The sequence below is a fragment of the Ktedonobacter racemifer DSM 44963 genome (genome assembly GCF_000178855.1).
GTDB classification, from domain to species: Bacteria; Chloroflexota; Ktedonobacteria; order Ktedonobacterales; family Ktedonobacteraceae; genus Ktedonobacter; species Ktedonobacter racemifer.
Window position 1 is genome coordinate 357,649 of sequence record NZ_ADVG01000005.1, and the last position, 26,230, is coordinate 383,878.

Sequence of the window (26,230 nt, forward strand, 5' to 3'; positions counted from 1 at the left end):
TAGAACCCGAGGCGGTCCACAACCGTAGATAAGAATATATATATTTTCCGCTACATCATGGAGGGAATCTGCGTGACCCAGTCCCCAGAGATTGATCTGTTTTCGTCTGCTGCCAAGGCCAATCCGTATCCCAGCTATACCCTGGTGCGCTCCAGTGATCCCGTGTATCCTCTGAACATGGAAGATGGGCACACCAGCTGGCTCATTACGCGTTACGAGGACGCACTGGCCATTCTGAAAGATCAGCGGTTCATCAAGGACTTCCGTCGCTTGCTTACCCCAGAACAACGGGAGAAGATTCGGGAAGATGCATATTCCGCGTTGAGCGCTCATATGCTCAGTGCTGATCCACCAGATCATACCAGGCTGCGCGCACTGGTCAATATCTCGTTTACCCCGCGTTTGGTTGAGCAGTGGCGCGAGCGCATCCAGGTTCTGGCTAATGAGCTTATCGACGCGATTGAGCGGCAGGAAGACCGCGAGTTCGATCTGATCGACGCTTTTGCCTTCCCTTTGCCTATTGTGGTTATCACGGAGATGCTGGGTGTGCCCACGGAGGACCGCGCCCGTTTCCGCGAGTGGTCAAATGCGCTGCTTGATGCAACGGGAAAGCCAGAAGCCATCCTAGGTACGCGTGAGAAAATTATCGCGTTTACGATGTACCTGCGTCATTTGATCGAGACGAAACGCCAGCAGCTTGGCGACGATCTGATAGGTCGACTGCTCGTGGCCGAGGCCAATGGAGATACATTAAACGAGACCGAACTCATCTCGATGATCTTCCTGCTCCTTATAGCTGGACACGAGACGACGGTGAACCTGATTGGCAATGGCATGCTGGCTCTGTTGCAGTATCCCGAGCAAAAGCAGCTTCTCCAGGAGAATCCTTTACTGATTAAGAACGCCATCGAAGAGTTTCTGCGCTTCCACAGTCCAGTTGCCATCAGCACACGCCGATGGGTGGGCGAAGACCTCGAATTTGGCGGCAAGCAGATGCGTCGGGGCGACCCTGTGCTGGTCAGTCTAGCCGCAGCCAATCATGATCCCGAAGCGTTCGCGCAGCCGGATGAGCTGGATATCACTCGTCAGGAGAACCGCCACCTGGCCTTTGGCATGGGCATCCATTACTGTCTGGGCGCCCCTCTGGCACGCTTGGAGGGGCAAATTGCCATCCGCACACTCTTGCAACGTCTACCCAATATGCGTCTGGCTGTGCCCGCTGAGGAGTTGGTCTGGCGGCCCAGCATGCTGCTGTTGGGTGTCAGCAAATTGCCGGTGGCGTTTTAAAGTTGTTCAGGAAACAGAAAAGGTTGAGATTGATATATCAAGCCCAGCCTTTTCTGCTCTTCAAACAATTTCATAGCACGGGATGTTCACCGCGATTGTGCCCGAGATCGTGCCTATGAAGACCATAGGTTCTGACAGAACCTAGGAGGAGAACTCCATGGGCTGTAATAAGTGTTGCTATTCTCAGTGAGAATAGCGTGGCTGAAGATCCCCTCCATGACGAGAACAACTACCACGTATGCCGCCAGACTTGCTATACATTCCATCCTGGCATTCTTCCACGTAGCCATGTCCATTCCAAAAACTGGCGATACAGGAAAAATAGGGCTATGTTGCAAAAATACGAAGAGGAACACAAAGAACGGAGTTTCATCGGTCTTCTGTTGCGTTTAGATAGCTACTCCGAACAGTTCTGCAATGAACGCAGCCTGCTTTGGGCTGTCGCCTTTCTTTACCTCTCGTACCTGTCCTTTTCTGATCATATTCATGATCTCATATCCTTGTAAAGTCTTCATTGCCGTCTCAAACGAAAAGAAGCCCAGTCCTGGTTTGACCAGTCGTTTGATAAAGCGGTGATCTTGCTCGATCAGGTTGTTGAGGTACTTGTTCTGCCGCAATTCACACGCTACGGCAAGAAGCCCTGCTGTTTTCAAATGCTTGAGGGCTTTGGGATACGCCGCGTTTTTGTCAACCGTGATGACGCGGGGAGTGGTCGTGTGAGACGCCCCAAGAGCTTTTGCGAAAAAACGCCCGGCGGCCTGAGCATCACGGATGATGCTCAAATGGAACTCCAGAGTGTTTCCCTGAGAATCCACCGCGCGGTACAAGTACATCCAAACTCCTTTGACGTAGGATAGGCCGCTGGCGAGGTACTGTCATCGCTTTGACCTGCCAGAATACATCTGGTGGTGTCTGGGCCAGCCCTTTTCCATCGGCCCTCCCCCGAACCGTGCTTGCAGGTTTCCTCAGCACACGGCTCTCCAGTTTCTCGCCGTTCTTCCGAGTTGGCTCTCCGCATTACGCGTCCCTTTCCCGGTTCCCGACGATACTCCCTGTTCCCCTTCGTCGTGTCCCAGGAATTCCCCTGGGCATTTGGCATGAAGTAGACCGCCAGCGAGGTACTGATGCTGTCCCGACCTGCCTGATGTTTCAGGTGGTTTCCTGGACTCAGCCCTTTTCCAACGGTCTCTTCCCGAACCCAGCGGGCCACTTTCATGGCACTGTAGCTCTCCAGAACCCTTTGCCTCGTTGCGCAAAGATCGTGTGGCCCATCCAGGCCAACCTCTGCCGCTGAGACGAGTTCCTGGGACCCTTCGCCCTGTCTGTGTCTTTCTCACAGGCCCCGGCGGAGCGTGACTTCCGCGACTACTTCGGTCCCTCTGTACCCATACACCTCGCGGTGGTTAGGGCAACCCCAAGTTGCCTCCAAGAATCTCAGTTCGTGCTCCAGGTGTCCTTTACGTCTTTTCCCGTTCCTTACGGGTAGGCTCCGACGGAAGCTTTGTCGGGAAGTAGTACCGTTCCCGGCAACGTCGAACACAGGCGCTAGTACCGTTTCCTGTGGGCTGCCCCGGTTCCGCCTTGACTGGGCTTCAGACAATCAGTCTTCACCATACACGACTTACCTGACGAGCCTCTGGCCCCTGGTACTGGGACTTCACTCGCCTTTGATACAACATGCTACGGTCCCCTCAACTCTTTCGAGCGAAAGTAAGTTGCTGGTTTATCCACACTGCTTCAGTGGACCCACCCCGACGGGTGAGAGAGATTCTTGTGCCACATGGGCGCACGTAGGGTAAGAGGCCAAGTCCCGATTGCTCGGGAGCATCAACCCCTCCCCTCCGAACTCCACGTGCACCCTTTCGATGCATGAAGCTCTCCAGAGGCCAGTGTCTTTTCAACACCACTCCCACAGTGGTCTTCTGACACATCCGTGTCAACCACCATTTTTGAGTGTGGCCTCCTGCAACCCTTTGCTGGGTACATACCCAACTCGTATGGTCGCTCCGTCACCATGCCCCTTACGGGGTTTAGGCGATCCCTTAGTTCCATCAAATGTCTCAGTCTGTACGTAGGTGCCCATTTCGTCATTTCCCTCTCCGTGAGGGCTGGCTCCAACGAGAGCTTGTAGGGAAAGTAGTACCGTTCCCCTACACGTTGGACACAGGCGATAGTCCCTTCTCCTGTGGGCTGCTCCATTTCCGCCGTGACTTGAATTCAGCCAATCAAGACTTCACCCTATACAGCTTCACTGATGAGCCTCTGGCTCCTGGGACTGGAGCTTCACTCACCTTTGACACGACATGCTATTTTCCCCCCACGCCTTTCGGGTGAAGGTGTCCCCGCTCTCTATGAGAACGGGTAAGTCGCTGTGTTACTCACCTTGCTCTAGTGAGCTTACCCCGACGGGTAAGGGAGACATTTGTGGCACAAAGGCGCACGTAGGGTAGGGTAAGAGGCCAAGTCCCGATTGCTCGGGAGCATCAACCCCTCCCCTCCGAACTCCACGTGCACCCTTTCGATGCATGAAGCTCTCCAGAGGCCAGTGTCTTTTCAACACCACTCCCACAGTGGTCTTCTGACACATCCGTGTCAACCACCATTTTTGAGTGTGGCCTCCTGCAACCCTTTGCTGGGTACATACCCAACTCGTATGGTCGCTCCGTCACCATGCCCCTTACGGGGTTTAGGCGATCCCTTAGTTCCATCAAATGTCTCAGTCTGTACGTAGGTGCCCATTTCGTCATTTCCCTCTCCGTGAGGGCTGGCTCCAACGAGAGCTTGTAGGGAAAGTAGTACCGTTCCCCTACACGTTGGACACAGGCGATAGTCCCTTCTCCTGTGGGCTGCTCCATTTCCGCCGTGACTTGAATTCAGCCAATCAAGACTTCACCCTATACAGCTTCACTGATGAGCCTCTGGCTCCTGGGACTGGAGCTTCACTCACCTTTGACACGACATGCTATTTTCCCCCCACGCCTTTCGGGTGAAGGTGTCCCCGCTCTCTATGAGAACGGGTAAGTCGCTGTGTTACTCACCTTGCTCTAGTGAGCTTACCCCGACGGGTAAGGGAGACATTTGTGGCACAAAGGCGCACTACTACGGGAACTCCGTCGCCATCGGATTCTCATCCCTTAGGCGATCCCGCATTTGCGCCTGTGAGACGTTCAGTCCGTTTAGGTGCCCATTTCGTTCCCTTCAACCAGTTCACTACTGGTCACTCACTGGAGAAAGCGTTCCCTCTCCGTGAAAGTCTGAGAGGTATTCCAGTGTCATCGCTTCAGATAGGCTGCGATGGATGACCTACACATCGTTGGGAACTTGGGTTCAACTCATTCAAGCTTCACCATGCGGACAGGACTTGCGGCGCACTACACTACCTATCTTCGTGTTCCGCCGCTTTACAAGCATGCTACTTTCCCCTTTGTCTTTCGACGCCAGGTCGGCCAGTCATCCTCAAGGTCATCTGCTTTCAACCTTGCCATCCTCGAGATGGAATCATCACAAGCGCCGAAGAGGCGCACCTTCACGTAGGTCTCATCTACCCACCAGGAGTCATTGGTGGTCTTGAGATGAGGACGGCAGCGCTTCTCCAACTCGGGAGCGTAACGTTGTACCCACCGATAGATCGTGGAGTGATCCACCAAGAGACCCGCTCGCGCATCATCTCTTCCAGATCGCGGTAGCTGAAAGCGTACCTTAAATACCAGCGCACGCACAACAGAATGATCGATGTTTCGAAGTGGCGCCATTTGAAGAGATGTTGTCCTGCCATGAGAGGTCCTCTTCGGTCTTCTTTTGGGCCCACTCTGCCAGATCAGCTTTCTCTTTGCAACACAGCCGGATTCTGCGGGCGCAATTGGTATCATTCTTCGAGTCGCTCCCATGCCGAAAATCCGTGTTGCAGAGACCGCTTGCCCACCCAGAGATCCGTGCCGATTTTCCCACCCGTGAGATTTGTCATGGTCAAATCTGGAGGAATTTCACTTCTCCTCCCGTCCAGATGCGGGTACACTCCTGCGTAGGAGCAGATGCGAGCATCGAAATGGAGCAATGTACCAGAGAGATCTTTCTCTGATCTCGGCTGGGAAAAGGAGGAAAGACCGTTGATCGTTCGGATAGCACAATGGGTATTGCGTATCTGTATTGGATTGGCCTTGATCCTTGGAATCCTATTCTGGACAAGCCACGCAGCCGATAGCCTAGTCTTTGTCCATATGGGATTGGGTATCCTGGTCGTGATTTCCCTTTGGACACTGGGTTTGGCCCAAGCCCTGACAAAGGGGGGAGACTGGAGTTTGGCGATAGGTGCCGTGGTGGTAGGCCTCATCCTCGTAGCATCCGGGGGACCCAGGACGAGATTCTCACGGGCTCGTGGCACTGGCTCATCCAGATGATCCACCTGCTGCTGGGTCTCTCAGCGCTTGGCCTCGGAGAGAGGATTGGCGGTCGCTCCAGGCACCGCAGAGTGCCAGCAATGTCTTAACCATCGCCGTATGCAGATTCGAAACGTTCCCGTCTCCATGGACTGTCTTCCAGATAGTGACGAGCCTGAGCGTGATTCGCGTTCTGGAGAAACCAGAGATGCATGAGAAAGAAACAAGCAACATGTCAACGAGAACCAGCACGATGTCAGCACTACATCTTCAAGAAGACGCGCTGCTGAAACTGAAGCTGATCGGATATTGGGTGACCACCATCATCGTCACGCTTGAGCTGCTAGCAGGTGGCGTGACAGACCTGATCCATAGGCCAGCACTACTCTTTGCCGGCGACCCTGTCGTCCTTATCCTGGCAAAGCTTGGCTACCCAGTGTACTTGCTCACGATCCTGGGCGTGTGGAAGCTGCTGGGAGCCGTCACCTTGCTTATGCCGCGTTTTCCTCGGCTCAAGGAATGGGCATATGCCGGCACCTTCATCGAACTGACAGGTGCCGCTGCATCGAGTGCGGCGCGCGGCGGTGGCATGGGCGATCTCATAGGACCCCTTATCCTCGCCGTGCTCACGCTCGCTTCGTGGGCGCTTCGACCGCCAAGCCGGACCCTCGGCGTCCTCTTTCCTGGGAGGCGCACAGGCGTAGGACCGTCCTGAACGCTTGCCCCGGTCATCCATATGGGGCCAGATGCAAAGAAAGGGACAGTGCTGAAGCACAGTGCGACGGGGAGCCGACCTCGCACGTGATGGGACGGAGGGCCTCGTCGTCATCGAGGGAAACAGGATCGAGGAAGATCAGCCTGGACAACAGCAGTGGTACAATGGAAGCGGATGCCCGGCGACATCATTGACGGTACCGGAAAGAAGGGACTCTGCTATGCGGGCACGAGACGAGAACTCATGGCGAGCAAAGAAAAACACATGCCAAGGGGGGGTCGAAACGAGCGATGAAGTGATGAGGGAGAGTGGCGTGACCATCCCCCTCTGGCGGCTCTACCAGCACTTCTGGCTTCTGGTTTGTCTGTTCTTTCCTCTAGCTTCTTTGGTGCGCAAACCGGATGCCTGGCTTCGTCTCGCTGTGGGCAGCACGGCCCTGCTCTTTTTCGCGATCAGTTATACCTGGATCATGTGGCCTCATCCCGCGAGCCAGGGAGCGCGAACCCGTGGCCTATCTCGTCTGTCGGTGCTCCTCCTGGTTGCGCTCTGCCTCCAGGTCACCATGTTCAGCCTCCTTGATGACCCTGCCTGGCTCTGGCCCTTTCTTGGGGTGAGTGCCATGGTTGGAGTGGTGCTCCCTATGCGCCGTGCGGGGATGGTCGTCGTGCTCTTGACGCTGTTGCCGCTCCTCATCACCATCTTCATCCATAGAGGCGTAGCGGGGATCGATTGGTGGTGGCTCATCGCGCTGATGCTGCTCGTGCGAGGACTGGGCCTGGATATGATTGGCGTGTCCCGCATGGGCAGCGCCATTCGAGAATTGCATACGGCGCGCCAAGCCCTCGCTCGCCTGAAAGTGGAGGAAGAGCGCCAGCGTTTGGCACGGGATTTGCATGATCTGCTGGGACAAACCCTCTCGGTGATTACCCTCAAGAGTGAACTGGCCCGTGGCCTGATCACGGAAGATCCCGCACGCTGTGCTCAGGAACTCGCTGAGATTGAACAGGTCGGGCGTACGACGCTGCGAGAAGTCCGCAAGACCGTCGCAGGCTACCGGCAACCGCGACTTGCGAGCGAATTGGACGGGGCGCGACAACTGCTCGAAGCAGCGGGGATTGAGTCTTCCATCGAGGAGCTTGCTGGAGAGCTTCCCCAGCCGCTCGATGCAGTCCTGGCATGGACAGTGAGGGAAGGGGTCACCAACGTCATTCGTCACAGCCGGGCACGACACTGTCTGCTGCGGTTCGAGCGGGATCAGGGAGAGATTGGGGTGGAGATGCTCAACGACAGGTCAGGGACAGAAGATGCAGAAATGCAATGCATCGGCCAGAGGAGTGGGCTGCTTGGCCTGAGGGAACGGGTGAGTGGACTGGGAGGAACGATGGAGGCTGGTCCACTTCTGCTGGGAGGTGAGCCACATTTTCGCTTACGCGTGGAACTGCCAATGCAGCCCCAGGTGGAAGTGACAGCGATGCCGGAGGAACGATCATGATCCGTGTACTGTTGGCAGAAGATCAGGCGATGGTACGTGGGGCACTGGCGGCGTTACTGAGTCGAGAAACAGATATCGAGGTCGTCGCGGAAGTGGCACGGGGCGATACCGTCGTCGAAGCAGCTCTGACCTCTCGCCCGGACGTGGCGCTGCTGGATATTGAAATGCCTGGGGGAGGCGGACTCGAAGCTTCCCACGCATTGCGCACGGCGTTGCCATCATGCCGCGCGGTGATCCTGACCACCTTTGGGCGCAGCGGCTATCTGCGCCGGGCGATGGAGAGCGGGGCCGTCGGCTTTCTGCTCAAAGATGCCCCAGCCTCAGAACTCGCTTCCGCTCTGCGGCGTGTGATGCACGGGGAACGAGTCGTTGATCCCGAACTGGCCTTGCTGGCGCTTTCGGAGGGAAACAATCCCCTGACCCATCGAGAGCGGGAGGTGCTCGTTGCCGCTCTCCCTGGCCTCAGTCATGCGGAGATCGCCACCCGCCTTGCTTTGTCCGAAGGGACGGTACGCAATCACCTTTCTGCGGCCATGCAGAAATTGGGGGCGCACAATCGGATGGAGGCGGCACGCCTGGCTGAACAAAAGGGATGGTTGTGATCCTGTTTCTCTCATTCCCTCGCTTTGGGTAAAGGCAAACGTTGTCTTAGCGAAAGGCACAACAGAAACGTGCTGCCGCTTCAAATGTTCCAAAAGCCACGCATGGGATAGTATCGTTGCTTGATATCACGATGATCTTGTTCCAACCGGTTATTGAGATACTTATTCGTTCGATGCTGGACATGGTTGCCCATCGTCTCGTGTATAGCACGCGGATAGGAACGATGCCCATCAGTCGTCACTTGGTCGGGAGCATGACCAACCACAGCAACTGCCTGCTTGAAAAACCACTTCGCCACCTCCATGTTCCGCTTCTCGCTCAACATGGAATCAACGAGATTGTCCTCATGGTCGATCGCCTGATACAAATAGCACCACTTCCCATGCACTTTCAGGTAGGTTTCATCGATGTGCCAGGAGATCCCTGCTTGTCCACGTCGCCTTGCTCGTAACTGTTCCGCTATCAAGGGAGCGAACTGCATTTCCCAGTCTCGGATAGTTTCGTGCGTGAACGAAAAGCCACGCTCGAGAAACATCTCCGCCACATCACGCAGACTCAGTTTCGTTCGTTGAAAACATGTTGGCATTTGAGACAGAAGAAGGTTGCATACCCAAGTTTCGTTTTCTTTGCTCGCTCCTTGGTGCTCGTGGCAGTACAATGAGGGCAGTTCATGAGTTACGTTCCTCGTTCCGTCAGAGTGCTGAGATCAGCATACCAGAAAGATAACCCCTGTGCCAAGATTGTGTTTGAGTTCTGACAGAACCAAGGTTCGCGAGAGGTTCTCAACCGAGCACTATTTACCAGCCTCTGCCTGACCATCCAGCCACGTTTTCAGATCTGGTGCGTGCTCTCGATAATGCTCATACGCATTCCCGACAAGCCCTTCCCACAGCGGTCGTCCCACCCAAAACGAATGCAGCCGTCCGCCCAATCCATCGGTGCTATTAAATTCTTCGTTGGAGAGCGCCTGTATTGCTTCTATAAGTTGCTGGTATGTCCGCCGAGAGAAAGCCAGCGTGTCAGTGAGCGTCCGCCTGCGCTGCTGCTCATATAATCTCGCATTTCGCTCATCGTCGCTCAACCCCGTCAACTCCGGGTCCCACTCTGGCTGCTCGCCTCGCAGTGCGCGTTGGATCTCATTTGCGGTCCATTCTTCATACACTGCGATATGTGCAATGACATCCTTTAGTGACCATTTCCCGGCGAAACCCGGTCGCGTCATTCGCTCCTCGTCGATCTGCGCCACCTGTGCATCCCATTGTGCGCGTTCACCGTGCAGCGTATCAAGAAACGCCTGCTTATCCATGGTCGTCTCCTTTCACGAATCGCTCAAATTCTACACATTTTTCCTCGCTGTCTCATTTGAGATTACCACAAAAAACGGATAGAACTTGCCCTGATTGTTGTTTGAATAACTTTTCATATCAACGCGAAAAGAGGCTTGTTGCCTGGATTCTGCCTCACGCAAAACAACTTGCCGCACCCCCTGGCTAAAGCCCTGCCTCCTATACACATTTAACAAAGTGATTTTGCCACTTGGCTGAAAAAGCTGTCTTGGAAAGAAGAGCTGACAAACAGAGATGTGAAAGCTCAAGCTTCCCGTCCCGCATCTGATGCTCGCTCCCTTTTGCCAATGTTAAATGTGTATAGGAGGCAGGGCTTTAGCCAGGGGGAGGAAAGAGGTCAACGTTGATGACTTTCTCATCATTAAGCGCAGCTTATCGATGGATATCAATGACAGTAAGCACGACGAGTAAGTAGGTTTTGAGACGAAGCATGATTCATTGTCTAGGAAAACCGCTTCACATCTGGTATCCTCTTCTAGAAATTGTAAATAGTGTTCTTTATCTCGGAGAGAGTCGCCTGTATTCTCTCGATGGAAGTATATTTGGCATTGCCACCAAAGGTGAAAAAATATGACGGGATACGACTGGACCTGTCAGGCATGTGGGAACAAAGAACCTGGCGTCCGCTTCCCTGTTCTTGAAAAGCTGCCAGACGGTGAGCAGAGGCAAATCATGATCTGTGAAAACTGTGAGCCGCAGTTTGAGAGAGTAATGTATCTGCTTCGGCGGTTTGATGGGCAACTCTTTCCCATAGAAGAGGGAAAAGCACCACTTCCACAATGGAGAAATGATGCCCCTCTGCACTATACACACAATCATATCATCTACTATATGCTAGAGCAAAAAATAGCTGGTCTTGATGAACAAGAACGTTCCATCTATCTCAGAGAACATGCCGTTGATTCTGCGCGGCTCCCCCTTGACGATTTTCCTCTCGTCGAGGACTTTGAAGTGAGCTTAGAGACAGTGGTCGCCAGGCACAATATGCAGAAAATGCTGGTTCCATACTTTACGGCTCGTCTCTACAGTCCATCTCACGGGTCCCTTGGCAGCTTTTCAGGACGTATCCAATCTGATTACATGTGTCGCTCTGATTTTGTGATCCCCCATGGCGATTTTACGCTTCCCTACTATGACCTGGAGCAAGGAGTTGATCTCCTCATCATGGAAGATGATCGATTTGTCTATGTTCTCTCTGGCGATTGGGAAAACCATAATTCTGGTCAACTCTATGTGTGGCAAAGAATAGAAAATTATTACGACAGCTGGGTAAAAATAAAGAGAGAAGCTTACTATAGTGCATGGGAGAACGCTATTCTACAGAGCCGTGCGTTTCATGGGAAAGAGGGCTCATGTTGAAGAGGCACAAAAGCCACCTGGTTCTGTGCCTCTTCAACACGATCGCTCGCTTTCATTAAAAGGAGAATCCCAGAGTGACCCCACTGATACGAAAGAACGTGCCCATACGAGCCTATAGTGCCCTGCTCCTCTCAGCCATATGTTGGGGATTGGCTCCAGTCGCAACGCGCTATTTACTCATTGCTTTCACACCACTGCAACTTGTCTTCGTACGTTTTGTTCTTGCAGCGCTTTTCTTCCTCCCCTTGCTTACGTCCTTGCGCCATTTCCAGTGGAGTATGAAAAAGGTCTCCTGGATCATATTTTGTGGGATGACTGGAGTTCTCGGCTACAACGTTCCTGTCGCCTATGGCTTGCGCATCATTCCTTCTAGTCTTGCAGGTTTGCTTATTGCAACGGAGCCAATCTGGATTCTCCTCATTGCTGCCATCGTACTCCGTGAAAAAATCGCGTGGACAGCGGTGATTGGGCTCCTCTTCTCCCTCCTTGGAATAACCGTCCTCTTCGGCCAAGCATATGTTGACGCAATCTGGAACATGCAAAATGTTCCAGGCGCCCTGCTCATAGTGCTCGCGGCGTTCATGTGGTCGATCTATACGCTCTCAGTACGTCGGCTAAGCAAAGAAGTAGGGGCACGGACAGCTACTGCTCTCACAATGATTGTTGGGACAGTTCCCCTCCTCACATCGTGGGATACTCACATCTGGACGATTCTCAGCCAGGTGAGTGGAACAGCCTGGCTCGCTCTTGCACTCTTAATACTGGGAAGCACGGTAGCTGCAACGATCCTCTGGAACTATGGCGTTGCCTATACAACAAGCTCGCAAGCAAGTCTCTTTCTCTACCTGATCCCATTCATCAGTATCATCGGGGGAACGATCTTTCTTCATGAGCACACAAGTATCCTCTCGCTGTTCAGCGGACTCCTCATTCTTGGAGGAATAGCACTCGCTCAATTTGCCCATCCTGGAGCAACAAAAAAAGAGATGTCAACAGAAAATCCCTCGCCCTCAAATAGTGGAACAGGAATCGCAACAAGACCTTGTGCCAGAAAAAAGAGCCTGAATTCTTCAGAACACCTTTCCGTCTGAGAAGGTGTAAAATAGTTGGGGATACTTGGTAGAGCAACTCTCCCCCAACCAGCACTAGAGACTGTATGTAAAGCGGTAAAATTGAAAGGGAGAGGAGTGTCAAAGAAACTGAGCAGGGACGTTTATCTCAAGCAGGAGGACTTCCATGAGATGGCGTGCCTATCCCGCGCGATATGAGTGATGAGGAATGGGCAATCTTGGAACCCTTGATCCCGCCCGCCAGGCTAGGTGGACGACCACGAGCGGTGAACATGAGGGAAATCGTGAATGCGATTCTGTATATCTTGAGAAGCGGTTGCCAATGGCGCATGCTTCCTCGTGAGTTCCCGCCCTGGTCAACCGTCTGGACCTACTTCCGTACGTGGTGCAGGAACGGGAGTTGGGAAAGGATGCATACTGTTCTGAGAGAGGCGCAAAGGAAACAGCAAGGGCGAGAACCTCCCCCCAGTGCCGCCATTCTCGACAGTCAAACGGTCAAGACGAGTCAAAAAGGGGGGCCCGTGGCTATGATGGCGGCAAGAAAATAAACGGGCGAAAACGTCAGGTTCTCGTTGATACGTTGGGATTGATCCTGCATCTGAAGGTTCATACGGCAGATGTGCAAGATCGAGCAGCGGTTGCGTTCCTACAGGGGGTTCAAGCTCGCTATCCTCGCCTCGAGCACGTCTGGGTTGACCAAGGCTACACGGGAAGTGGGAAAACCTGGATGGAAGAGCATTTGGGGTGGAGCGTTACCGTCGTCCAACATCCCCCTCGTTCCCGAGGAGAGTGGGTTCCCATAGGCGACATCAATGATCTGGCTCATCTACGCTTTGAGTGGCGACGACTTCCTCCTTTGCATACCGGTTTCCGAGGAGTCCTTCCGCGCCGCTGGGTGGTCGAACGGACCTTTGCTTGGCTCACCTTCTGCCGTCGGCTCTGCAAGGACTACGAGTTCTTGCCAGAAAGCAGCGAAAGTTGGATTTACGCGTCTCAGATCCGCTTGCTTCTGCGTCGCCTAGCGAGAGCCCCATCTTGAAGCCTTTACATACAGTCTCTAGCAACAACCTGAACCATGAAGCCCAAGCCCTCATGGAACGGAAGTACGATAAACTACTAGCAGCTTGTCGGAGAGAACGGAGCAGCGGTCACGCGAGTTGCTCAGACCATGCACGCGTTCTTCATGACATGGGCAGGAGTGATTCAATGGAGCCGACTCACATGCAGAACATCGTCGGTGATGCTGTGCTATTCGAGTTGGAAGAATGCCGTTGCTCCTGTGCTACGCCCAAGATAAGGTCCAGAACCGAAACCGGCTCTGGCCCAATTTAGGTGAATGATGAGCTTATCTTTCTGGCTTCTACTATTTTTCAAGCTCGGATTCATGACATCGGCGAGCTTATTGAAGACCTTATCACCTAAATTGAGCCAGAGCCGCTTAATGTCAAAGTTTACACTGTTCTAGCACAGTGTTCAGTTCTGTTCCCAAGTTGACAATACCAGTAAGCGGCTTGAGCAAAGAAGGGCAACCAACCAGCTATTCAAACCAGTAGGTTGCTATGAAACACCTTCTCAGGCCCATTCGTTCGTTTTGCACCGGATACTCGTACTACATTCTTCTCAGCCCTCGGCCCGTTTGCTGGCAGCTTGTGTTCACGGCAGGTGGCACACGAGGGTGGTGCCCCAACCCCTACGGGCCAACCTGTATGATAATCTTGTGCTCGTCGAGGGGCAGCACATTGCCGGGACTATCGGTGACTGTAATGCGGGCCTGGGTAATCCCGGGCCGGCGCAGCAGCAGATCCTGCGCCGAGGCCGCATTGAGGCCCGCGATCAAACGCGCCATCTCCTGCCGGCTCGCTACATCAAACTGTGCCACCCACTGCCCCTGCGCCTCGATGTGCAGCGAGGCCATGCCCTGTGGATTCTGAATCACAGCATTGATCAATGTCGTTTTCAGCCGGCTGGTCAGGGCATAGTTGCTGTGAAAGGTCTGCGTGGCATCACTTTTGAGCAGGTTGGCCGCCATGGCATAGGCATCATCGCGATTGAATACTTCAGCTATGCAGGTCATCGTCGTGGAGACGGTCACGCTATTGGAGCGCTCGCCCGCGCTATGGCTGGCGCTCGAACTGGCACTGCATTTCGCATTTCCGGCCTGCTGTTCCCCGCTCTGAATCTTCCCTTGTATCGCCTGCTGTCCCTCGGTGGTCATTTCGGCTGTCAGGTTGCTGACGGCCATATCAATATCACTCTGCTGCACATACGAGTAGGGCCGGGCATCCTGTCCGTCACTGAAGGCATCATGATTGGTCAGCGTAATGCCAGCGTGGCAGCAGGTTGTCTCTTTAAAATCCAGGGCCGGGATATTGCCTTGCGCGCCGGGAATGAGCGCGTGGGCGATACTGCTCATGCTGCCTTCGGTGGGCGGATTGGCCGCGGGAATGGTAATCGTTTCGTCGGTGGCGACCTGGATGCCTTTCTCATCGGCAAAGATCGTTCCGGCGGGAATGTTCTGTGAATAGGGTAGGGCATTATAAAAGGTCAGCAAGCCCAGGGCATTGGTGGCCTGAATCATGCCGCGTCCGGAAGTTTGCACCGTTTTTGTGTGGGGTGACGTGGTCACGCTGATAAAGTGCGCGGCTACCTGGTGCAGCGTCGGGTCAGGCACCCAGGTAATCGCCGAAATAGCATAGACATTTTTAAATATTCTCTTCTCAGGCGTGATGGTCACACTGGCGGAACTGCCGGGGAAGAGCCGGGCCAGCGGGCCGAATCCGGCAAAAACGCTCAACATTGAGCCGCCGATCAGCAGGAAGAGCGCCAGCAGCATAGCAACCAGTAGCGCACGTGTGCGCCTGTGCTTGCGTCGTGGCGGTGAGGTTGGGACCAGGCTGACCACCACATCTATTGGAGTGAGCATCTGGCTGGGAACGCTGCGCGGCGTGACGGCCTCATCCACCACTATCGGTCTGGCCTCCATTGGCTGTAGTGGTACTGGTAGATCCTCTTTCTCCTTCTGTGCGACCTTGTCTCGTGGCGCTGGCTTCTTAGGTGGAGCGGCAGGACGTTCAAATGGCTGAGCTGGCGACTGATCAGCGGAGGCTGGCGCCGGGGTAGAGGTGCGTGCTGGCTTCTTAGGCGGAGCGGCAGGACGTTCAAATGGCTGAGCTGGCGACTGATCAGCGGAGGCTAGCGCCGGGGTAGAGGTGCGTGCTGGCTTCTTAGGCGGAGCGGCAGGACGTTCAAATGGCTGAGCTGGCGACTGATCAGCGGAGGCTGGCGCCGGGGTAGAGGTGCGTGCTGGCTTCTTAGGCGGAGCGGCAGGGCGTTCAAATGGCTGAGCCGGCGACTGATCAGCGGAGGCTGGCGCCGGGGTAGAGGTGCGTGCTGGCTTCTTAGGCGGAGCGGCAGGACGTTCAAATGGCTGAGCCGGCGACTGATCAGCGGAGGCTGGCGCCGGGGTAGAGGTGCGTGCTGGCTTCTTAGGCGGAGATAAAGGTGTCTCGGTCGTCTTTTTTTCAGCGGAGTCCGGAGGCTGATCTCCGCTAATAAATGTTTTAGCATAGCTGGCATAGTTTTCTAGCGAGAGAAAGACCGGGAATTGCTGGCGTTGGGCGATTCTGGCAATCGTAGTGTTAGATGAGGCCACAATCACAAGTTGGGTCTTCAGCCCCTGTAGCAGGTTTCTCAGGTCTGCGAAGTCGGTTGTACGCCGGAATGCGGCGTTATCGTCAGGCATGACCAGTACGGTATGTCTGCGTCCCAGCTTATCCTGAGCAAGAATCGCGGTCAGAATGCTTTGCCGGTCATCTGACGCAGCCACGTGAATAATTCCAACGCTGGCGCTGCGTGGATCGTCGGGTCCAAATAGTTCCGTGCCATTCTTCTGTCGCATAATGCGTTCCTTTCCTGCTACTTCGGTAGGGTTTTTCAGTTTTCCGACCTCTCCAACGCAAGCTCGCTGACGTGCCTGCTCCTCACCCAGGCTTTATTGTATAACGAGCAACGCTAGCAAGGTTTCTCTCTTTTCCTTTCGTGTATGACTTTCCTCTCCTTTTCCCATCCTTATGAGCTATTTCATTGTAACCTCTCTCATGGATAGAGATGTATGATATCTTTACCTCTCTGCGGATGCATTGCCTCAGAAAAATCTTCCAAAATCTGTCTGAGAATCCCCCCTCTTTCCCGCTGCTTTCGTTGTAAACTTTGACATTAAGCGGCTCTGGCTCAATTTAGGTGATAAGGTCTTCAATAAGCTCGCCGATGTCATGAATCCGAGCTTGAAAAATAGTAGAAGCCAGAAAGATAAGCTCATCATTCACCTAAATTGGGCCAGAGCCGAAAGGCGGACCGATTTTGCACTGAAGGGTGGGAATTTGATCTGAAGCATGGGAATTGACGCTTCATTGCCTGGGAAATCCGCTCCACATCTGGCTTCTTTCATCGATACCTTGTAAATTAGCAGATTTTACCACAAGTATCCCGTCAGTGACCCACCAGGAGAAGTGTGTGATTTTCAACAGAACAACGTTTGGATTTATACCGGTATCGAGAGAAGAGACGTTTTGTAGTTCTGTTTCCAGTTTTCGAGCTTCAACAGAAGTGAGGTACACCATTCTGGATAGTCCTGATCCTGCGTCAGATCTGTCGCCCGCACCAGCTTTGCATAGATGATGAGATTCACGAGTCTCATAAATGTTGGCAGATGGGAAAGCAGTTCCTCATCCAGAGAATACTGTTCGCAATACCCACGGATGAACGCGCGAAATGATGGATGGCTCAGATCCACACCGGTTTCAAAAAGATCCCTGAGGGCAAATGCAACATCTGCAATATACCAAGAAGCAGCACACTCGTCGAAGTCGAACATCGCTAGGGTCTCGTCTTGCCACCTGAGATTATCGAGTTCAAAATCCCCATGAATGAGACCAGAGTTCATTTCTGTCACAGGGAGCGCAGCAAGAAACGAGGTGAGGTAATCGCATTCGGCCTGGACTCTTGGTTCATCTGTTGGCACAGCATTTCGGACCAGAGTAAGGTGATCTCTCCAGGTCCCGCGTGCGGCTACCTTGGGGTCCTGATACCGATGCGTCATGGCATGCAGTTTCCCGAGTGTGGCTCCCCATATCTCAAATTGAGCGGGACTCAGCTCTTCAATCTCTACCTCTCGACCTGGCAGTTGCGTAAATACGACTGCATGAAAGGTGCCGAGATCCGTCTCGACCGTTGCCACACATCGGCCATTTTTGGACACAACTGGCGTCGCCACGGTCATTCCCTGGCTAGCGAGAAAGTTGAGAAGAGCCATCTCGGCCTCAATCTCTGCTCGTGTCCGCTCGGTACTCTCGGCAAAGCGCAGAAAGCAGGTTTCACCACCTTTGCGGAAGATGTACACGAAGTTCGTGCTCGATCTGAAGAACTGTGCTGACCCTTGGTCATGCTCCCACTGCTCCAAAATGTGTTCTGCAATTGGGCTTTGCCCCTCTTTGTCCACCGTTCTATCAACCTTGAGCATCGTGCTCAATTTCATCATACATTCTATCCTTCTTTTCTCTCTAATGATAGCACAGTAACACTCTTCATCGAAATTACCACTATTTCCGCTCAATGATACCACAATTTACAGAATGGCGATGGAAGAAACCAGATGTGGAGCGGTTTGGCCAGACATCGAAGCTTGAATTTCCATGCTTCAGATCGAATTGTACGGATAGGTAGGAGCTTACGCCCTTTCCCCCCGTCCACACCGGACATGCGACTTTCACCGCATCCGGCGTTCCAGTACTCGGATAAACACTCTTACGTGTACCTCAGGGGGAGTCGATGGATTGGGGTTTTACCCCCCCAGAGCGCACCAGCCAGAGCACAGCTTCACCTGTTGCATGGAGTCCCCCGCTATGCCGGAGAACAAGGCTCCACTACTCTGACCGTCATTTGCTTTCTCTGGTTCATCCATTTCTTCTCTCTTCAGGTTCCTTTCCCTGGCGAACCTTCGCCCTGTCCAGCCCATTACAGGCTGGCATTTGACTACTACGCCGCCGCCGCCCTCTCTCCCGCATGCTGGCATTCTCGCATCCCTTTCGGGTAAAGCGGTTTGAGAGTTCCCTGTCTTTCTCCTTATGGAGTTATAGTGATCCGTAGCTGCCTTCTATACGCCGCGCGAACAAAGGAAGAGTCCCAGATATCGGTGGAACATATCTGGGCAGTCGCGATACCATTTTGGTCAGAGTGTGTCAGCCAGTTTCACTCTTCACTGATCACGACGCTTCAGATGAAGGTTCCTCTCGTCAGCATAGATCACAGGGTTTGCCCTTCTTTCCCTTCTGACTAAGTTGGTCGGGCGTTATCAGCGGGCTTCACACCCCCGGAAATGCCGTTTCCAGACGCATGCCGCCTAACCCTAGCACCACTCTTCAATTGCTGCTCTTTTGAGCAACTCCATAAAGCCTTGCAGGCGCACCCCACCCTTCAGTGCAAAATCGGTCTACTCTTCAGTTAATTTACCACCTCGCTGATGGCCTGCTCGGCCTCGACGAGTGTGGCGACTGAGACGCCGAGAAGATATGCTGGTCCCAGCACCTGAGACGGTGAAGGAAGCTGAAGCCGTCTGGATGAGTCACGATGAGCAGGGACTCTGGTGACGGTGAGCCGCTGGAGTAGCTTGCATTTCCGGCAAGCCCGCGAGACCCCGGTTCATGTGTTCCGTGTGCAACGAGAGGGCGCCAAAGACAGCAAACGCGATCCGCGCGAGAGTTGGTTTGTCTGCATTGCTCTGTGTGGAGTCGATCTGGCTTTTGGTCGCTGCAAAGCCATGCTCAATACAGAACGCGAATGGCTCAGTGTGACAATTGCGCCGGTCATAGAAAAACGTTGAATGTCATCAAAAGCTGTATCTGAACGTAAATTGAGGTGTTTACACTGGATTTTCATCCAGTGTAAACACCTCAATTTACTTATAAGCATTACCAGGGGAGAAATGGCAATTTTTAAGTAACTCTGATGTTTTATTCTTAAATAAGAAAATGGTAATATTATAATAAAAGGGTACAAAGTGATCAGTCAAGAGTTCTTACTTTTCAATGGGCTAACAATCCTCTATTCTGAGCCAGAAGCTAGAGAGTACTATTCATCCGTAGCCATGTTTTTGCATATGACACAGCAAAGGAAAGGATACTTTAGCCATGACCATATTAAGCAGCGTTGAACCGATCCTGAGCGAGGATGAGGTTGCTCAATTTCATGAACTTGGCTATGTCCTCGTGAAAGGTGTACTTTCACGGGATGAAGCCGCCTATTACCACGGCCAGATTTTAAATCTGGTCCCACGTGATTTGACCCTCCCGGCCCATTGGGGCACCCACAATGGTAGACTCAAACCAATGAATGAAAATGGAAGCCAGACAATTGATACGCCGGAACTTTTACCACTGATGATCAATGAGAAACTTTATAGAGCGGCAGTCCAATTGCTTGGCTCGACGCGCTTGCGATCGATGGATGGGTCAATAGGCATTACGTTGCGCAATGCAGGCGAAAAAAATATCCTGAGTCAGCGTCTTCACCTTGATGCCTCTGTCCCCAACACTGTGAACAACTTCCAATTTACACAACAAGAATTACAGGTTGGAGGATGCTACTATTTCAATACTGTTGAACCGCAAGGCGGTGGTATCCATGTCGTTCCTGGTGGACATCGACTCGTCGAGGAAAAAGCACGAGCACATACAGAAGGACGTCAACTTTATGAAAAATGGAAAAATATTACCGATTTTCCGGAAACAGTCGAGGTAACCGGGGAGGCGGGAGATTTTGCCTTACTCCATCATCTGATGCCACATGCGGCATCACACAACCACCTGCCCAGGCCGCGAATAGCTCAATTTACCCGCTTCATCCGTGAGGATCATCCGCATTATCCAGCCAGGCCTGCTGCGCCTGATCAATATAGTCAAGCGCAACTTCGCGTGATGACTCCGTTGGGCCGTAAACTACTGGGTATTGATCCCTGGTAGCAATACATTATCCTTTTCGGGTTCTCAAAACTGACGACGTACGCCACAATTTCTTACGATCTGAGTACGTCGTCAAGCTTTTCCACCGAGAAGAAACTCATTCCAAGTACACATTCTATGCTGTAGCAGGCGACATCCCCGATACCACAGGCAAACAGTTGCTGATGAGCGGTTGGACTCTGAAGCATACCTGTGTATTCACTTCCACCTGCCTGTGTGATGGGCATGGAGGAAGAAGAGGTGTACTGAACGGTGGAAGAGGTGCCATATGGCACAGGTGTATGTGTAGTGAGTAGAACACCTACCAGCATGAGCATGGCAATACCTCCCCAGCGCGTAAGCATGACATACGGTCTTCTTGTCATCAGTGTAATTAAAGCGCGAGTAAGCAGGCGAGACATCAGGTAGCTCCTTCTTCTGTATTGATCTCTCTGTATTAAGGGTAAGTGTACTCAACGGGGACGGTGAAGGGGAAGAGGAAAACCACCCAATGTCGGGCGAAGTTCTTCCCAGTTTAGGGCGAAGTGGGGGGAAGTGAATGTACAGGAAAGTATTTTTATTGCATATTGATAAAAATACTGTTACTTTGATCTGATTTTTGCCATCTACATTATCTATTCGGGAATAGAAATCAAAAGCTCTCCCTGTCGTTGGAAGAAAGAGGCGGTTTGCTAGAAGTAGACGCACTCTCCTTATGGAGTGTGCGAAAGGAGCACAGAAAAAAGGAACAGGCAGAAATTTGTGCGATTGAAATTTGTGTAGGTGGTGTGTGACAGCATCTTTGGTGCATCATGAAAACATTGCATCGGCCGTTAGCTGATACACAATACTTTGTGCTTGCCAATACCTTGTATGGAACTCGCCGATCGACTGCACAGTAGAGAAGGAGGTGCGCAGATACCCCTCCTCCTGATGAGTTCTGATTTGCTACGGGAATGCTTGCCAGAGACCATTTCAGAATGCTGCAAAAAACCTTCGACATAGAGAGGCTATAGCGATTACACGGCGGAACTGCTTGTTTCATGAGGAGATGGGTGCATCGCCGAGAAGAAATGATACGCATGTCACCCCTTCCTGGCGACGGGCTGGCGATCATTGACGTCTTTTGACATCCTCTTCCGGACGGATAATATCACGGGGAATTCCTCGAGGGTTTTCCTGCTTCGCTGAGCCTTGCCAAGACGGGACAAAACCAGTCCAGGTCTTACGGACTCTCCACAGGCAAGAAGAGACTTTCGTCTATCACTATCCGCCTTCATGGAGGAGACGAGGAGAAAAGGAGAGGTATGGAGATCGGAGAGTGTTTCCGCAGAAGAAGTTTGTGTTCTCGTGGCGTGCTGTGCTCGTAGATTGCCGTTTGGGTATGCTAAAAGAGGTGAATACAGATACTAATCACTTCTTGGCTGTTCAGTCACTGGTTTTTTGTGCATCACCAGACATGGGTCTCCCCTTTACACGAAGGAGGTTTGTGATGAAGCTGGTCGTTGATTTAAATAAATGCCAAAGCTATGGGCAATGTATCTACGCTGCCCCAACCGTGTTTCGGTGGCATAGCGAGGAGTCGCTCGAATTCAACTACAATCCCGATGATGGCCTGCGTCAGCAGGTTGAGCGAGCCGCCGCGGCCTGCCCGGTTCAAGCCATCCGCATCGGGCGGTCGAATGAGCAGGTAGCAACAGCGCAGCCATCGGCGCAGGAGGCTCATCATGATGAGGAGGAATGATGGGCGCTTCAATGGGCGTATTATCATTGTTGGTGCATCTCTGGCTGGTCTGCGTGCAGCCGAAACACTGCGAGAGGAAGGCTTTAATGGGCCACTGATACTGATTGGAGACGAGCCGTATCCACCCTACGACCGCCCACCGCTCTCCAAGTCGGTGCTGACTGGCTGGCTTCCCGCGACCAATACCTTTCTGCCACAAGGTCGGGATCTCAATGCCGAGTGGCTGTTGGGAGTGCCAGCGACACACCTGGATCTTGCACAGAAGGCCGTCCAACTCGCCGATGATCGGCGCATTTCCTTTGATCGACTCCTTATTGCAACAGGGACACGAGCGCGACCGTGGCCAGATGCGTCACAGGCTGCACTTGACGGCGTCTTCACCATCCGCACCCTCGATGATGGCGCGCGACTGCATCAACGCCTGGCCGCTAGCCCACGCCATATCCTGGTGATAGGTGCAGGCTTTACAGGTTCAGAGGTTGCCTCGGTGTGTCGTGAGCTTGGTCTGGTCGTGACCGTGACCGAGCGGAGCGCGGCACCACTGGCGGGAGCGTTGGGAGGTGCGGCCGGCACCGTTGCCGCTCGTCTCCAACGAGCGTATGGGGTTGATCTGCGCTGCAATACCACGGTGATGGCACTTGAAGGAGATGCACAGGGACGCCTCTGCCGCGCCCACCTTTCAGACGGCGACGTGTTAGAGGTAGATGTCGCAGTGGTCGCGCTCGGGGCCGTCCGCAATGTCGAATGGCTGCAACATGCGGGACTGGCAGCCGATGCCCGTGGCGTGGTCTGTGATGGAACCTGTCGCGTGTTTGACGCCAACGACATCGTCACTGATGATCTCTTCGTGGCTGGAGATGTCGCCCGCTGGCCCCATCCACTCTTCGATGGGCAACTCCTTGCCGTTGAACACTGGGGCAATGCGGTCGCACAGGCAAGCATCGCAGCACATAATATGGTGTGTGCCCCGTGGGAGCGTCGCGGACATCGCCATATCCCCAGCTTCTGGTCCAATCAATTTGGCTTGAATATCAAGTCAGTCGGTCTGCCAACACTTGCCGATGAAGTCGTGGTCACGCAAGGATCAGTCTCCGAACGTCGTTTTGTTGCTGTCTACGGACACAAGGGACGCGTCGTTGCTGCATTAGCTGTCAATATGCCTCGTGGACTCGATGTCTATGAAGCACTTATTGAGCAGAAGCGTTCTTTCCCTCCCCATCTCAACGCACCCGACGAGCCAAAACCGTTGCGCGTTGTTGCAGCCGGTTTTCCCGTACCGGGGCAGCCTACCCACAGCCCGATTGCCACTGCAACTGGACCGGGCCCCAGTACCCCACCAGAGGAGCGTGATGCCGCTGCTGCCCGTGCCTCCGATCCACGCGTTCCGTCCGGCCCCCTACCATTATGAGAGTCTTGGACACCGTTTTTCGCATGATCCGAAGTGCATCATTGCGATGTTTCAGTTCCTGAAAGGAGGACAGCTATGCATTCCACCAAGACCAGCGTCGCGAGCCTGTTCGAACGACTGCTCGATCCTGCGAGTCGTCCGAACCCTTATCCGATTTATGAGCAGATGCTCGAGATCCCGGTGGCGCAGTTGGATGAGAATTACTTTCTGGTCAGTACGTACCATGAGATCCTCTTTCTCCTCCACGACCCGAGTGTGGGCAAAGATCAACGCAAAAGCAAGATCCCTGTTGAAGGCCTACGCGACGTCGCGAAACAATGGATACTCTTTCTTGATCCCCCTGAGCACGACCGCTTACGACGGCTTGTCATGCATCAATTCACGCCGGAAAGGATCACGGGGATGCAAGGACGGGTCGCCGATACCGTGACCCAACTGCTCAACGCCCAGCGCGACCAGAAGCAGTTTGATCTTGTCGATGCCTTTTCGTATCCACTTCCAGTCACGGTCATTTGCGAACTGCTCGGGGTGCCGCGAGAGGATGAGACGCGCTTCCATGCGTGGGCTGATATGCTGACGTATGGCCTGGACCCGGCGCTGGCGATGGACCCCGGCATCACAAAGGCCTTTGAAGAGATTTCTCAGTACATGAGCCAGCTGATCGCCGAGCGGCGTATGCATCCCAGAGATGACCTGGCGACAGGACTTGCCCTCGGCAATGATCCTGCGGGGCGCATGGATGACGAAACGCTCATCAGTACCATGATCTTGTTGCTGTTAGCTGGTCACGAGACGACAGTGAACCTGATTACCAACAGCATGCTGACCTTGTTACGTCATCCCCAGGAGTTGCAGAAGCTCCGCGATCATCCTGAACGTGTCCATCTCGTGATTGAAGAGGTCTTGCGCTACGATCCGCCAGTTCAATTTGCCACACGTTTTGCACTCACCGACATGACGCTTCATGGAGTGACGATTCCTCAGGGGTCAGGCCTACGGCTGATGTTTGCGGCGGGCGACCGCGATCCGCGCTGTTTCGCTCATCCCAACGAGTTTGACCCTGACCGTCCTGACAACCGGCACTTTGGTTTCGGGAATGGTGTTCATTACTGCGTTGGCGCACCGCTAGCACGCATAGAGGTACAGGTGGCGCTCACTGAGCTCTCTCGTCGACTGATTCAGCCACGCTTAGTCGTCGATCCTCCTCCATATCGAGCAAATGCAGTGTTACGAGGTCCCCAGCATCTGCCCATTGCCTTCGATCGTATGGAAGCCTGAGTGCCAAAAAGCACTTCCATGTGTTCCATGTACGCGAAGCTGCTCTCGATCCTTTTGAGACAGCTTCGCGTAATGAATGAGAACTTTAGAGAATGACAGAGTATCATGAAGAGCATTTTGCGCTTTCCTCTCATATTTTCTCGTCTGAAGAGAGGTTGCACCTCTGCTTTTGGTAGGCTTCAAAACGACAACGAGCGATACTGTACACATCTACCACACAGCATTGCATAGTTGCCGGAACCGATATCCCACCCCCACGATGGTTTCAAGATACGTAGGATGCCTGGGATCGTCTTCGAGTTTCAGGCGCAGGGTATGCAGGGGGAAGAGAAAAGAGGAACAATGCATGTCCAGGTTGGAATGAAGCTGTTGATTTTTGGGTCATTCCCCTGTTGCAGGCTGAGGAAATGCCATTGAAAGGAAACTGAATGCCCATGTCCACGGTTATCAACGCGTTCTTGGTGCTCTTGCCCGTGCTGTTCGTCATGGCCCTGGGCTTCTTGGCGGGACGTGCCAGGCAATTCGACCGCGACCAGGTCCAGGGCTTGAATGAATTGGTCCTCACCTTTGCTTTGCCGGCGTTGTTGTTTGTGGGAATCGTGACCACGCCGCGCAGCTCACTCCTGGCCGCAGGGCCGTTCGTGCTCGCGTTGCTCATCGCTTTTGTGGGACTGTTTGTGGTGGTGGCGGTGGGAAGCCGGTTCGTGCTGCATCATAGGGTGGGGGCAGCCGCTCTTCAGGCAAGCTGCATCGTCTTTTCCAACGTCGCTTTCATCGGCCTTCCGATTTTGACCCCTTTATTTGGCTCATCCAGCACTCTTTCCGTTGCCATAGCCGCTCTGGTCTCGCAAGTGACGCTGGTTCCTCTCATGGTGACCATGCTCGAATATGATCGACAGCGCTCGGCTGGTGGAGAGACGCCCCGTCTTGCGGCGCTGGTCGGTCAGAGCCTCTTGAGCAGACCAGTCGTGCTCGCTCCGCTGCTGGCAACGATCCTCGTCTTGCTCGCTGTGCCCGTGCCCAAAGAGATTGAGAGCACGCTCAATCTGATTGGGTCGGCAACCGCGGGTGTGGCCGTGTTTGTGGCCGGGCTCATCATTGCCGCCTATCAGGTCAAAGTGACCGTGGAAACTGCCGCAAACACGCTGGTCAAGATGATCGTGCAACCCGCCCTGATGGCATTGCTGGTGGTGGCATTTGGCATTGGCAAGCCACTGGGCAGCCAAGCCATTCTCATCTGCGCGCTTCCGACCGCTGTCGTTCCGGCCATGTTCGCGCTCCGCTATAAGGTATACGAGGCCGCTTCGACACTGCTTTTGACGACGATAGCGATGATCGTGGTGATGCCGCTGTCGATTGCGTTGACAGGTGCATGAGAAGCAGTGTAACGAGAGGCACCTCTGGCTATCCCTTTGCAAGCCTCTCGCCTGAGCGCGCTTTTTGGCATCTGTTAGGACGTATGACTGTCCTTTGCCTCTCTTGCTCTATCGGGCCGTCGCATGGCTCTTTTTGTCCGGAGGGTACACTAAAAGCGATGGCATGTTCATTGAGGAGGAAT

The 26,230-nt window shown here is 53.5% G+C and carries 18 protein-coding genes and 3 pseudogenes; 13 read left to right on the plus strand and 8 right to left on the minus strand.

What is annotated here, in order from left to right; all coding sequences use genetic code 11:
• Positions 1–72: 72 nt before the first annotated feature.
• Positions 73–1,287, plus strand: coding sequence for a cytochrome P450 family protein (locus KRAC_RS55705; protein WP_007922240.1), 1,215 nt, complete (start codon positions 73–75; stop codon positions 1,285–1,287).
• A gap of 389 nt (positions 1,288–1,676) precedes the next feature.
• Here KRAC_RS55705 and KRAC_RS55710 read toward each other — a convergent pair.
• From KRAC_RS55710 to KRAC_RS55715, 3 genes and pseudogenes are all read right to left on the minus strand, one after another.
• Positions 1,677–2,135: pseudogene (locus tag KRAC_RS55710) on the minus strand (IS6 family transposase); the annotation flags it as partial.
• Entirely contained in the window at positions 2,066–2,503 is a 438-nt protein-coding gene (locus tag KRAC_RS74260) for a hypothetical protein (protein ID WP_075164657.1), read from the minus strand. The pseudogene KRAC_RS55710 and the gene KRAC_RS74260, both read right to left, overlap by 70 nt.
• A gap of 2,302 nt (positions 2,504–4,805) precedes the next feature.
• Positions 4,806–5,062: pseudogene (locus tag KRAC_RS55715) on the minus strand (IS6 family transposase); the annotation flags it as partial.
• Between the two features lie 833 nt (positions 5,063–5,895).
• On the opposite strand from KRAC_RS55715, the gene KRAC_RS55725 reads away from it, so the two are divergent.
• The 3 genes from KRAC_RS55725 (at position 5,896) to KRAC_RS55735 (ending at position 8,472) form a co-directional block, all read left to right on the plus strand.
• Positions 5,896–6,378 (plus strand): DoxX family protein, encoded by a 483-nt coding sequence (locus KRAC_RS55725; RefSeq protein WP_083815301.1) that lies wholly within the window; start codon positions 5,896–5,898, stop codon positions 6,376–6,378.
• Positions 6,379–6,439: 61 nt separating this feature from the next.
• Positions 6,440–7,870: a sensor histidine kinase gene (locus tag KRAC_RS55730; RefSeq protein ID WP_244422618.1), complete on the plus strand. Its 1,431-nt coding sequence runs from the start codon at positions 6,440–6,442 to the stop codon at positions 7,868–7,870.
• Entirely contained in the window at positions 7,867–8,472 is a 606-nt protein-coding gene (locus tag KRAC_RS55735; protein WP_007922245.1) for a response regulator transcription factor, read from the plus strand. Before KRAC_RS55730 ends, KRAC_RS55735 begins: the two co-directional genes overlap by 4 nt.
• 52 nt (positions 8,473–8,524) lie before the next feature.
• On the opposite strand, the pseudogene KRAC_RS55740 reads toward KRAC_RS55735, so the two are convergent.
• A pseudogene (locus KRAC_RS55740) lies at positions 8,525–9,145 on the minus strand (IS6 family transposase); the annotation flags it as partial.
• A gap of 121 nt (positions 9,146–9,266) precedes the next feature.
• Positions 9,267–9,779 carry a maleylpyruvate isomerase N-terminal domain-containing protein gene (locus KRAC_RS55745; protein WP_007922246.1) on the minus strand — a complete coding sequence of 171 codons (513 nt, stop codon included), beginning with the start codon at positions 9,777–9,779 and terminating at the stop codon, positions 9,267–9,269.
• A gap of 610 nt (positions 9,780–10,389) precedes the next feature.
• Here KRAC_RS55745 and KRAC_RS55750 point away from each other — a divergent pair.
• The 3 genes from KRAC_RS55750 to KRAC_RS64550 all read left to right on the plus strand — a co-directional run bounded on the left by KRAC_RS55750 (position 10,390) and on the right by KRAC_RS64550 (position 13,287).
• Positions 10,390–11,178 carry a hypothetical protein gene (locus KRAC_RS55750; protein WP_007922250.1) on the plus strand — a complete coding sequence of 263 codons (789 nt, stop codon included), beginning with the start codon at positions 10,390–10,392 and terminating at the stop codon, positions 11,176–11,178.
• 74 nt (positions 11,179–11,252) lie between these two features.
• On the plus strand, positions 11,253–12,269 hold the full coding sequence (locus KRAC_RS55755; RefSeq protein ID WP_007922252.1) for a DMT family transporter: 1,017 nt from the start codon (positions 11,253–11,255) through the stop codon (positions 12,267–12,269).
• A gap of 173 nt (positions 12,270–12,442) precedes the next feature.
• Positions 12,443–13,287, plus strand: a protein-coding gene (locus tag KRAC_RS64550) for an IS5 family transposase (protein ID WP_274532247.1) whose coding sequence is annotated in 2 segments (ribosomal slippage) — positions 12,443–12,770 and positions 12,770–13,287 — 846 coding nt in all. Because the reading frame shifts where the segments join, the coding sequence is not laid out codon by codon here.
• A gap of 651 nt (positions 13,288–13,938) precedes the next feature.
• On the opposite strand, the gene KRAC_RS55765 is transcribed toward KRAC_RS64550, so the two are convergent.
• Together KRAC_RS55765 and KRAC_RS55770 are read right to left on the minus strand one after the other, a co-directional pair.
• On the minus strand, positions 13,939–16,146 hold the full coding sequence (locus tag KRAC_RS55765) for a baseplate J/gp47 family protein (protein WP_007922256.1): 2,208 nt from the start codon (positions 16,144–16,146) through the stop codon (positions 13,939–13,941).
• Positions 16,147–16,788: 642 nt separating this feature from the next.
• On the minus strand, positions 16,789–17,784 hold the full coding sequence (locus KRAC_RS55770) for a phosphotransferase enzyme family protein (protein ID WP_007922258.1): 996 nt from the start codon (positions 17,782–17,784) through the stop codon (positions 16,789–16,791).
• A 1,104-nt stretch (positions 17,785–18,888) separates the two neighbouring features.
• Here KRAC_RS55770 and KRAC_RS55780 point away from each other — a divergent pair.
• Positions 18,889–19,125: a hypothetical protein gene (locus tag KRAC_RS55780; RefSeq protein WP_007922260.1), complete on the plus strand. Its 237-nt coding sequence runs from the start codon at positions 18,889–18,891 to the stop codon at positions 19,123–19,125.
• A 307-nt stretch (positions 19,126–19,432) separates the two neighbouring features.
• The gene (locus KRAC_RS55785) at positions 19,433–20,263 is read left to right on the plus strand and encodes a phytanoyl-CoA dioxygenase family protein (RefSeq protein ID WP_007922264.1); all 831 of its coding nucleotides are present in this window, start codon (positions 19,433–19,435) and stop codon (positions 20,261–20,263) included.
• Positions 20,264–20,316: 53 nt separating this feature from the next.
• Here KRAC_RS55785 and KRAC_RS55790 read toward each other — a convergent pair whose 3' ends face one another.
• Complete coding sequence (locus KRAC_RS55790) at positions 20,317–20,607, minus strand: hypothetical protein (RefSeq protein WP_211221543.1); 291 nt, start codon at positions 20,605–20,607, stop codon at positions 20,317–20,319.
• A gap of 1,127 nt (positions 20,608–21,734) precedes the next feature.
• Between KRAC_RS55790 and KRAC_RS55795 the strand changes: the two genes are divergently transcribed.
• The 4 genes from KRAC_RS55795 (at position 21,735) to KRAC_RS55810 (ending at position 26,048) form a co-directional block, all read left to right on the plus strand.
• Complete coding sequence (locus KRAC_RS55795; protein ID WP_007922270.1) at positions 21,735–21,986, plus strand: ferredoxin; 252 nt, start codon at positions 21,735–21,737, stop codon at positions 21,984–21,986.
• The gene (locus KRAC_RS55800; protein ID WP_007922272.1) at positions 21,973–23,394 is read left to right on the plus strand and encodes an NAD(P)/FAD-dependent oxidoreductase; all 1,422 of its coding nucleotides are present in this window, start codon (positions 21,973–21,975) and stop codon (positions 23,392–23,394) included. Before KRAC_RS55795 ends, KRAC_RS55800 begins: the two co-directional genes overlap by 14 nt.
• Positions 23,395–23,469: 75 nt before the next feature.
• Positions 23,470–24,672, plus strand: coding sequence for a cytochrome P450 (locus tag KRAC_RS55805; protein ID WP_007922274.1), 1,203 nt, complete (start codon positions 23,470–23,472; stop codon positions 24,670–24,672).
• 428 nt (positions 24,673–25,100) lie between these two features.
• The gene (locus tag KRAC_RS55810) at positions 25,101–26,048 is read left to right on the plus strand and encodes an AEC family transporter (RefSeq protein WP_007922275.1); all 948 of its coding nucleotides are present in this window, start codon (positions 25,101–25,103) and stop codon (positions 26,046–26,048) included.
• Positions 26,049–26,230 lie beyond the last annotated feature (182 nt).

What these genes read in the sequence shown, in the direction of transcription:
- KRAC_RS55750 (WP_007922250.1), top strand. Translation starts at nt 10,390, where the DNA reads ATGACGGGATACGACTGGACCTGTCAGGCATGTGGGAACAAAGAACCT.
- KRAC_RS55770 (WP_007922258.1), bottom strand. Translation starts at nt 17,784, where the DNA reads ATGATGAAATTGAGCACGATGCTCAAGGTTGATAGAACGGTGGACAAA.
- KRAC_RS55795 (WP_007922270.1), top strand. Translation starts at nt 21,735, where the DNA reads ATGAAGCTGGTCGTTGATTTAAATAAATGCCAAAGCTATGGGCAATGT.
- KRAC_RS55785 (WP_007922264.1), top strand. Translation starts at nt 19,433, where the DNA reads ATGACCATATTAAGCAGCGTTGAACCGATCCTGAGCGAGGATGAGGTT.
- KRAC_RS74260 (WP_075164657.1), bottom strand. Translation starts at nt 2,503, where the DNA reads ATGAAAGTGGCCCGCTGGGTTCGGGAAGAGACCGTTGGAAAAGGGCTG.
- KRAC_RS55765 (WP_007922256.1), bottom strand. Translation starts at nt 16,146, where the DNA reads ATGCGACAGAAGAATGGCACGGAACTATTTGGACCCGACGATCCACGC.
- KRAC_RS55800 (WP_007922272.1), top strand. Translation starts at nt 21,973, where the DNA reads ATGAGGAGGAATGATGGGCGCTTCAATGGGCGTATTATCATTGTTGGT.
- KRAC_RS55810 (WP_007922275.1), top strand. Translation starts at nt 25,101, where the DNA reads ATGCCCATGTCCACGGTTATCAACGCGTTCTTGGTGCTCTTGCCCGTG.
- KRAC_RS55735 (WP_007922245.1), top strand. Translation starts at nt 7,867, where the DNA reads ATGATCCGTGTACTGTTGGCAGAAGATCAGGCGATGGTACGTGGGGCA.
- KRAC_RS55790 (WP_211221543.1), bottom strand. Translation starts at nt 20,607, where the DNA reads ATGCTTACGCGCTGGGGAGGTATTGCCATGCTCATGCTGGTAGGTGTT.
- KRAC_RS55805 (WP_007922274.1), top strand. Translation starts at nt 23,470, where the DNA reads ATGCATTCCACCAAGACCAGCGTCGCGAGCCTGTTCGAACGACTGCTC.
- KRAC_RS55745 (WP_007922246.1), bottom strand. Translation starts at nt 9,779, where the DNA reads ATGGATAAGCAGGCGTTTCTTGATACGCTGCACGGTGAACGCGCACAA.
- KRAC_RS55725 (WP_083815301.1), top strand. Translation starts at nt 5,896, where the DNA reads ATGTCAACGAGAACCAGCACGATGTCAGCACTACATCTTCAAGAAGAC.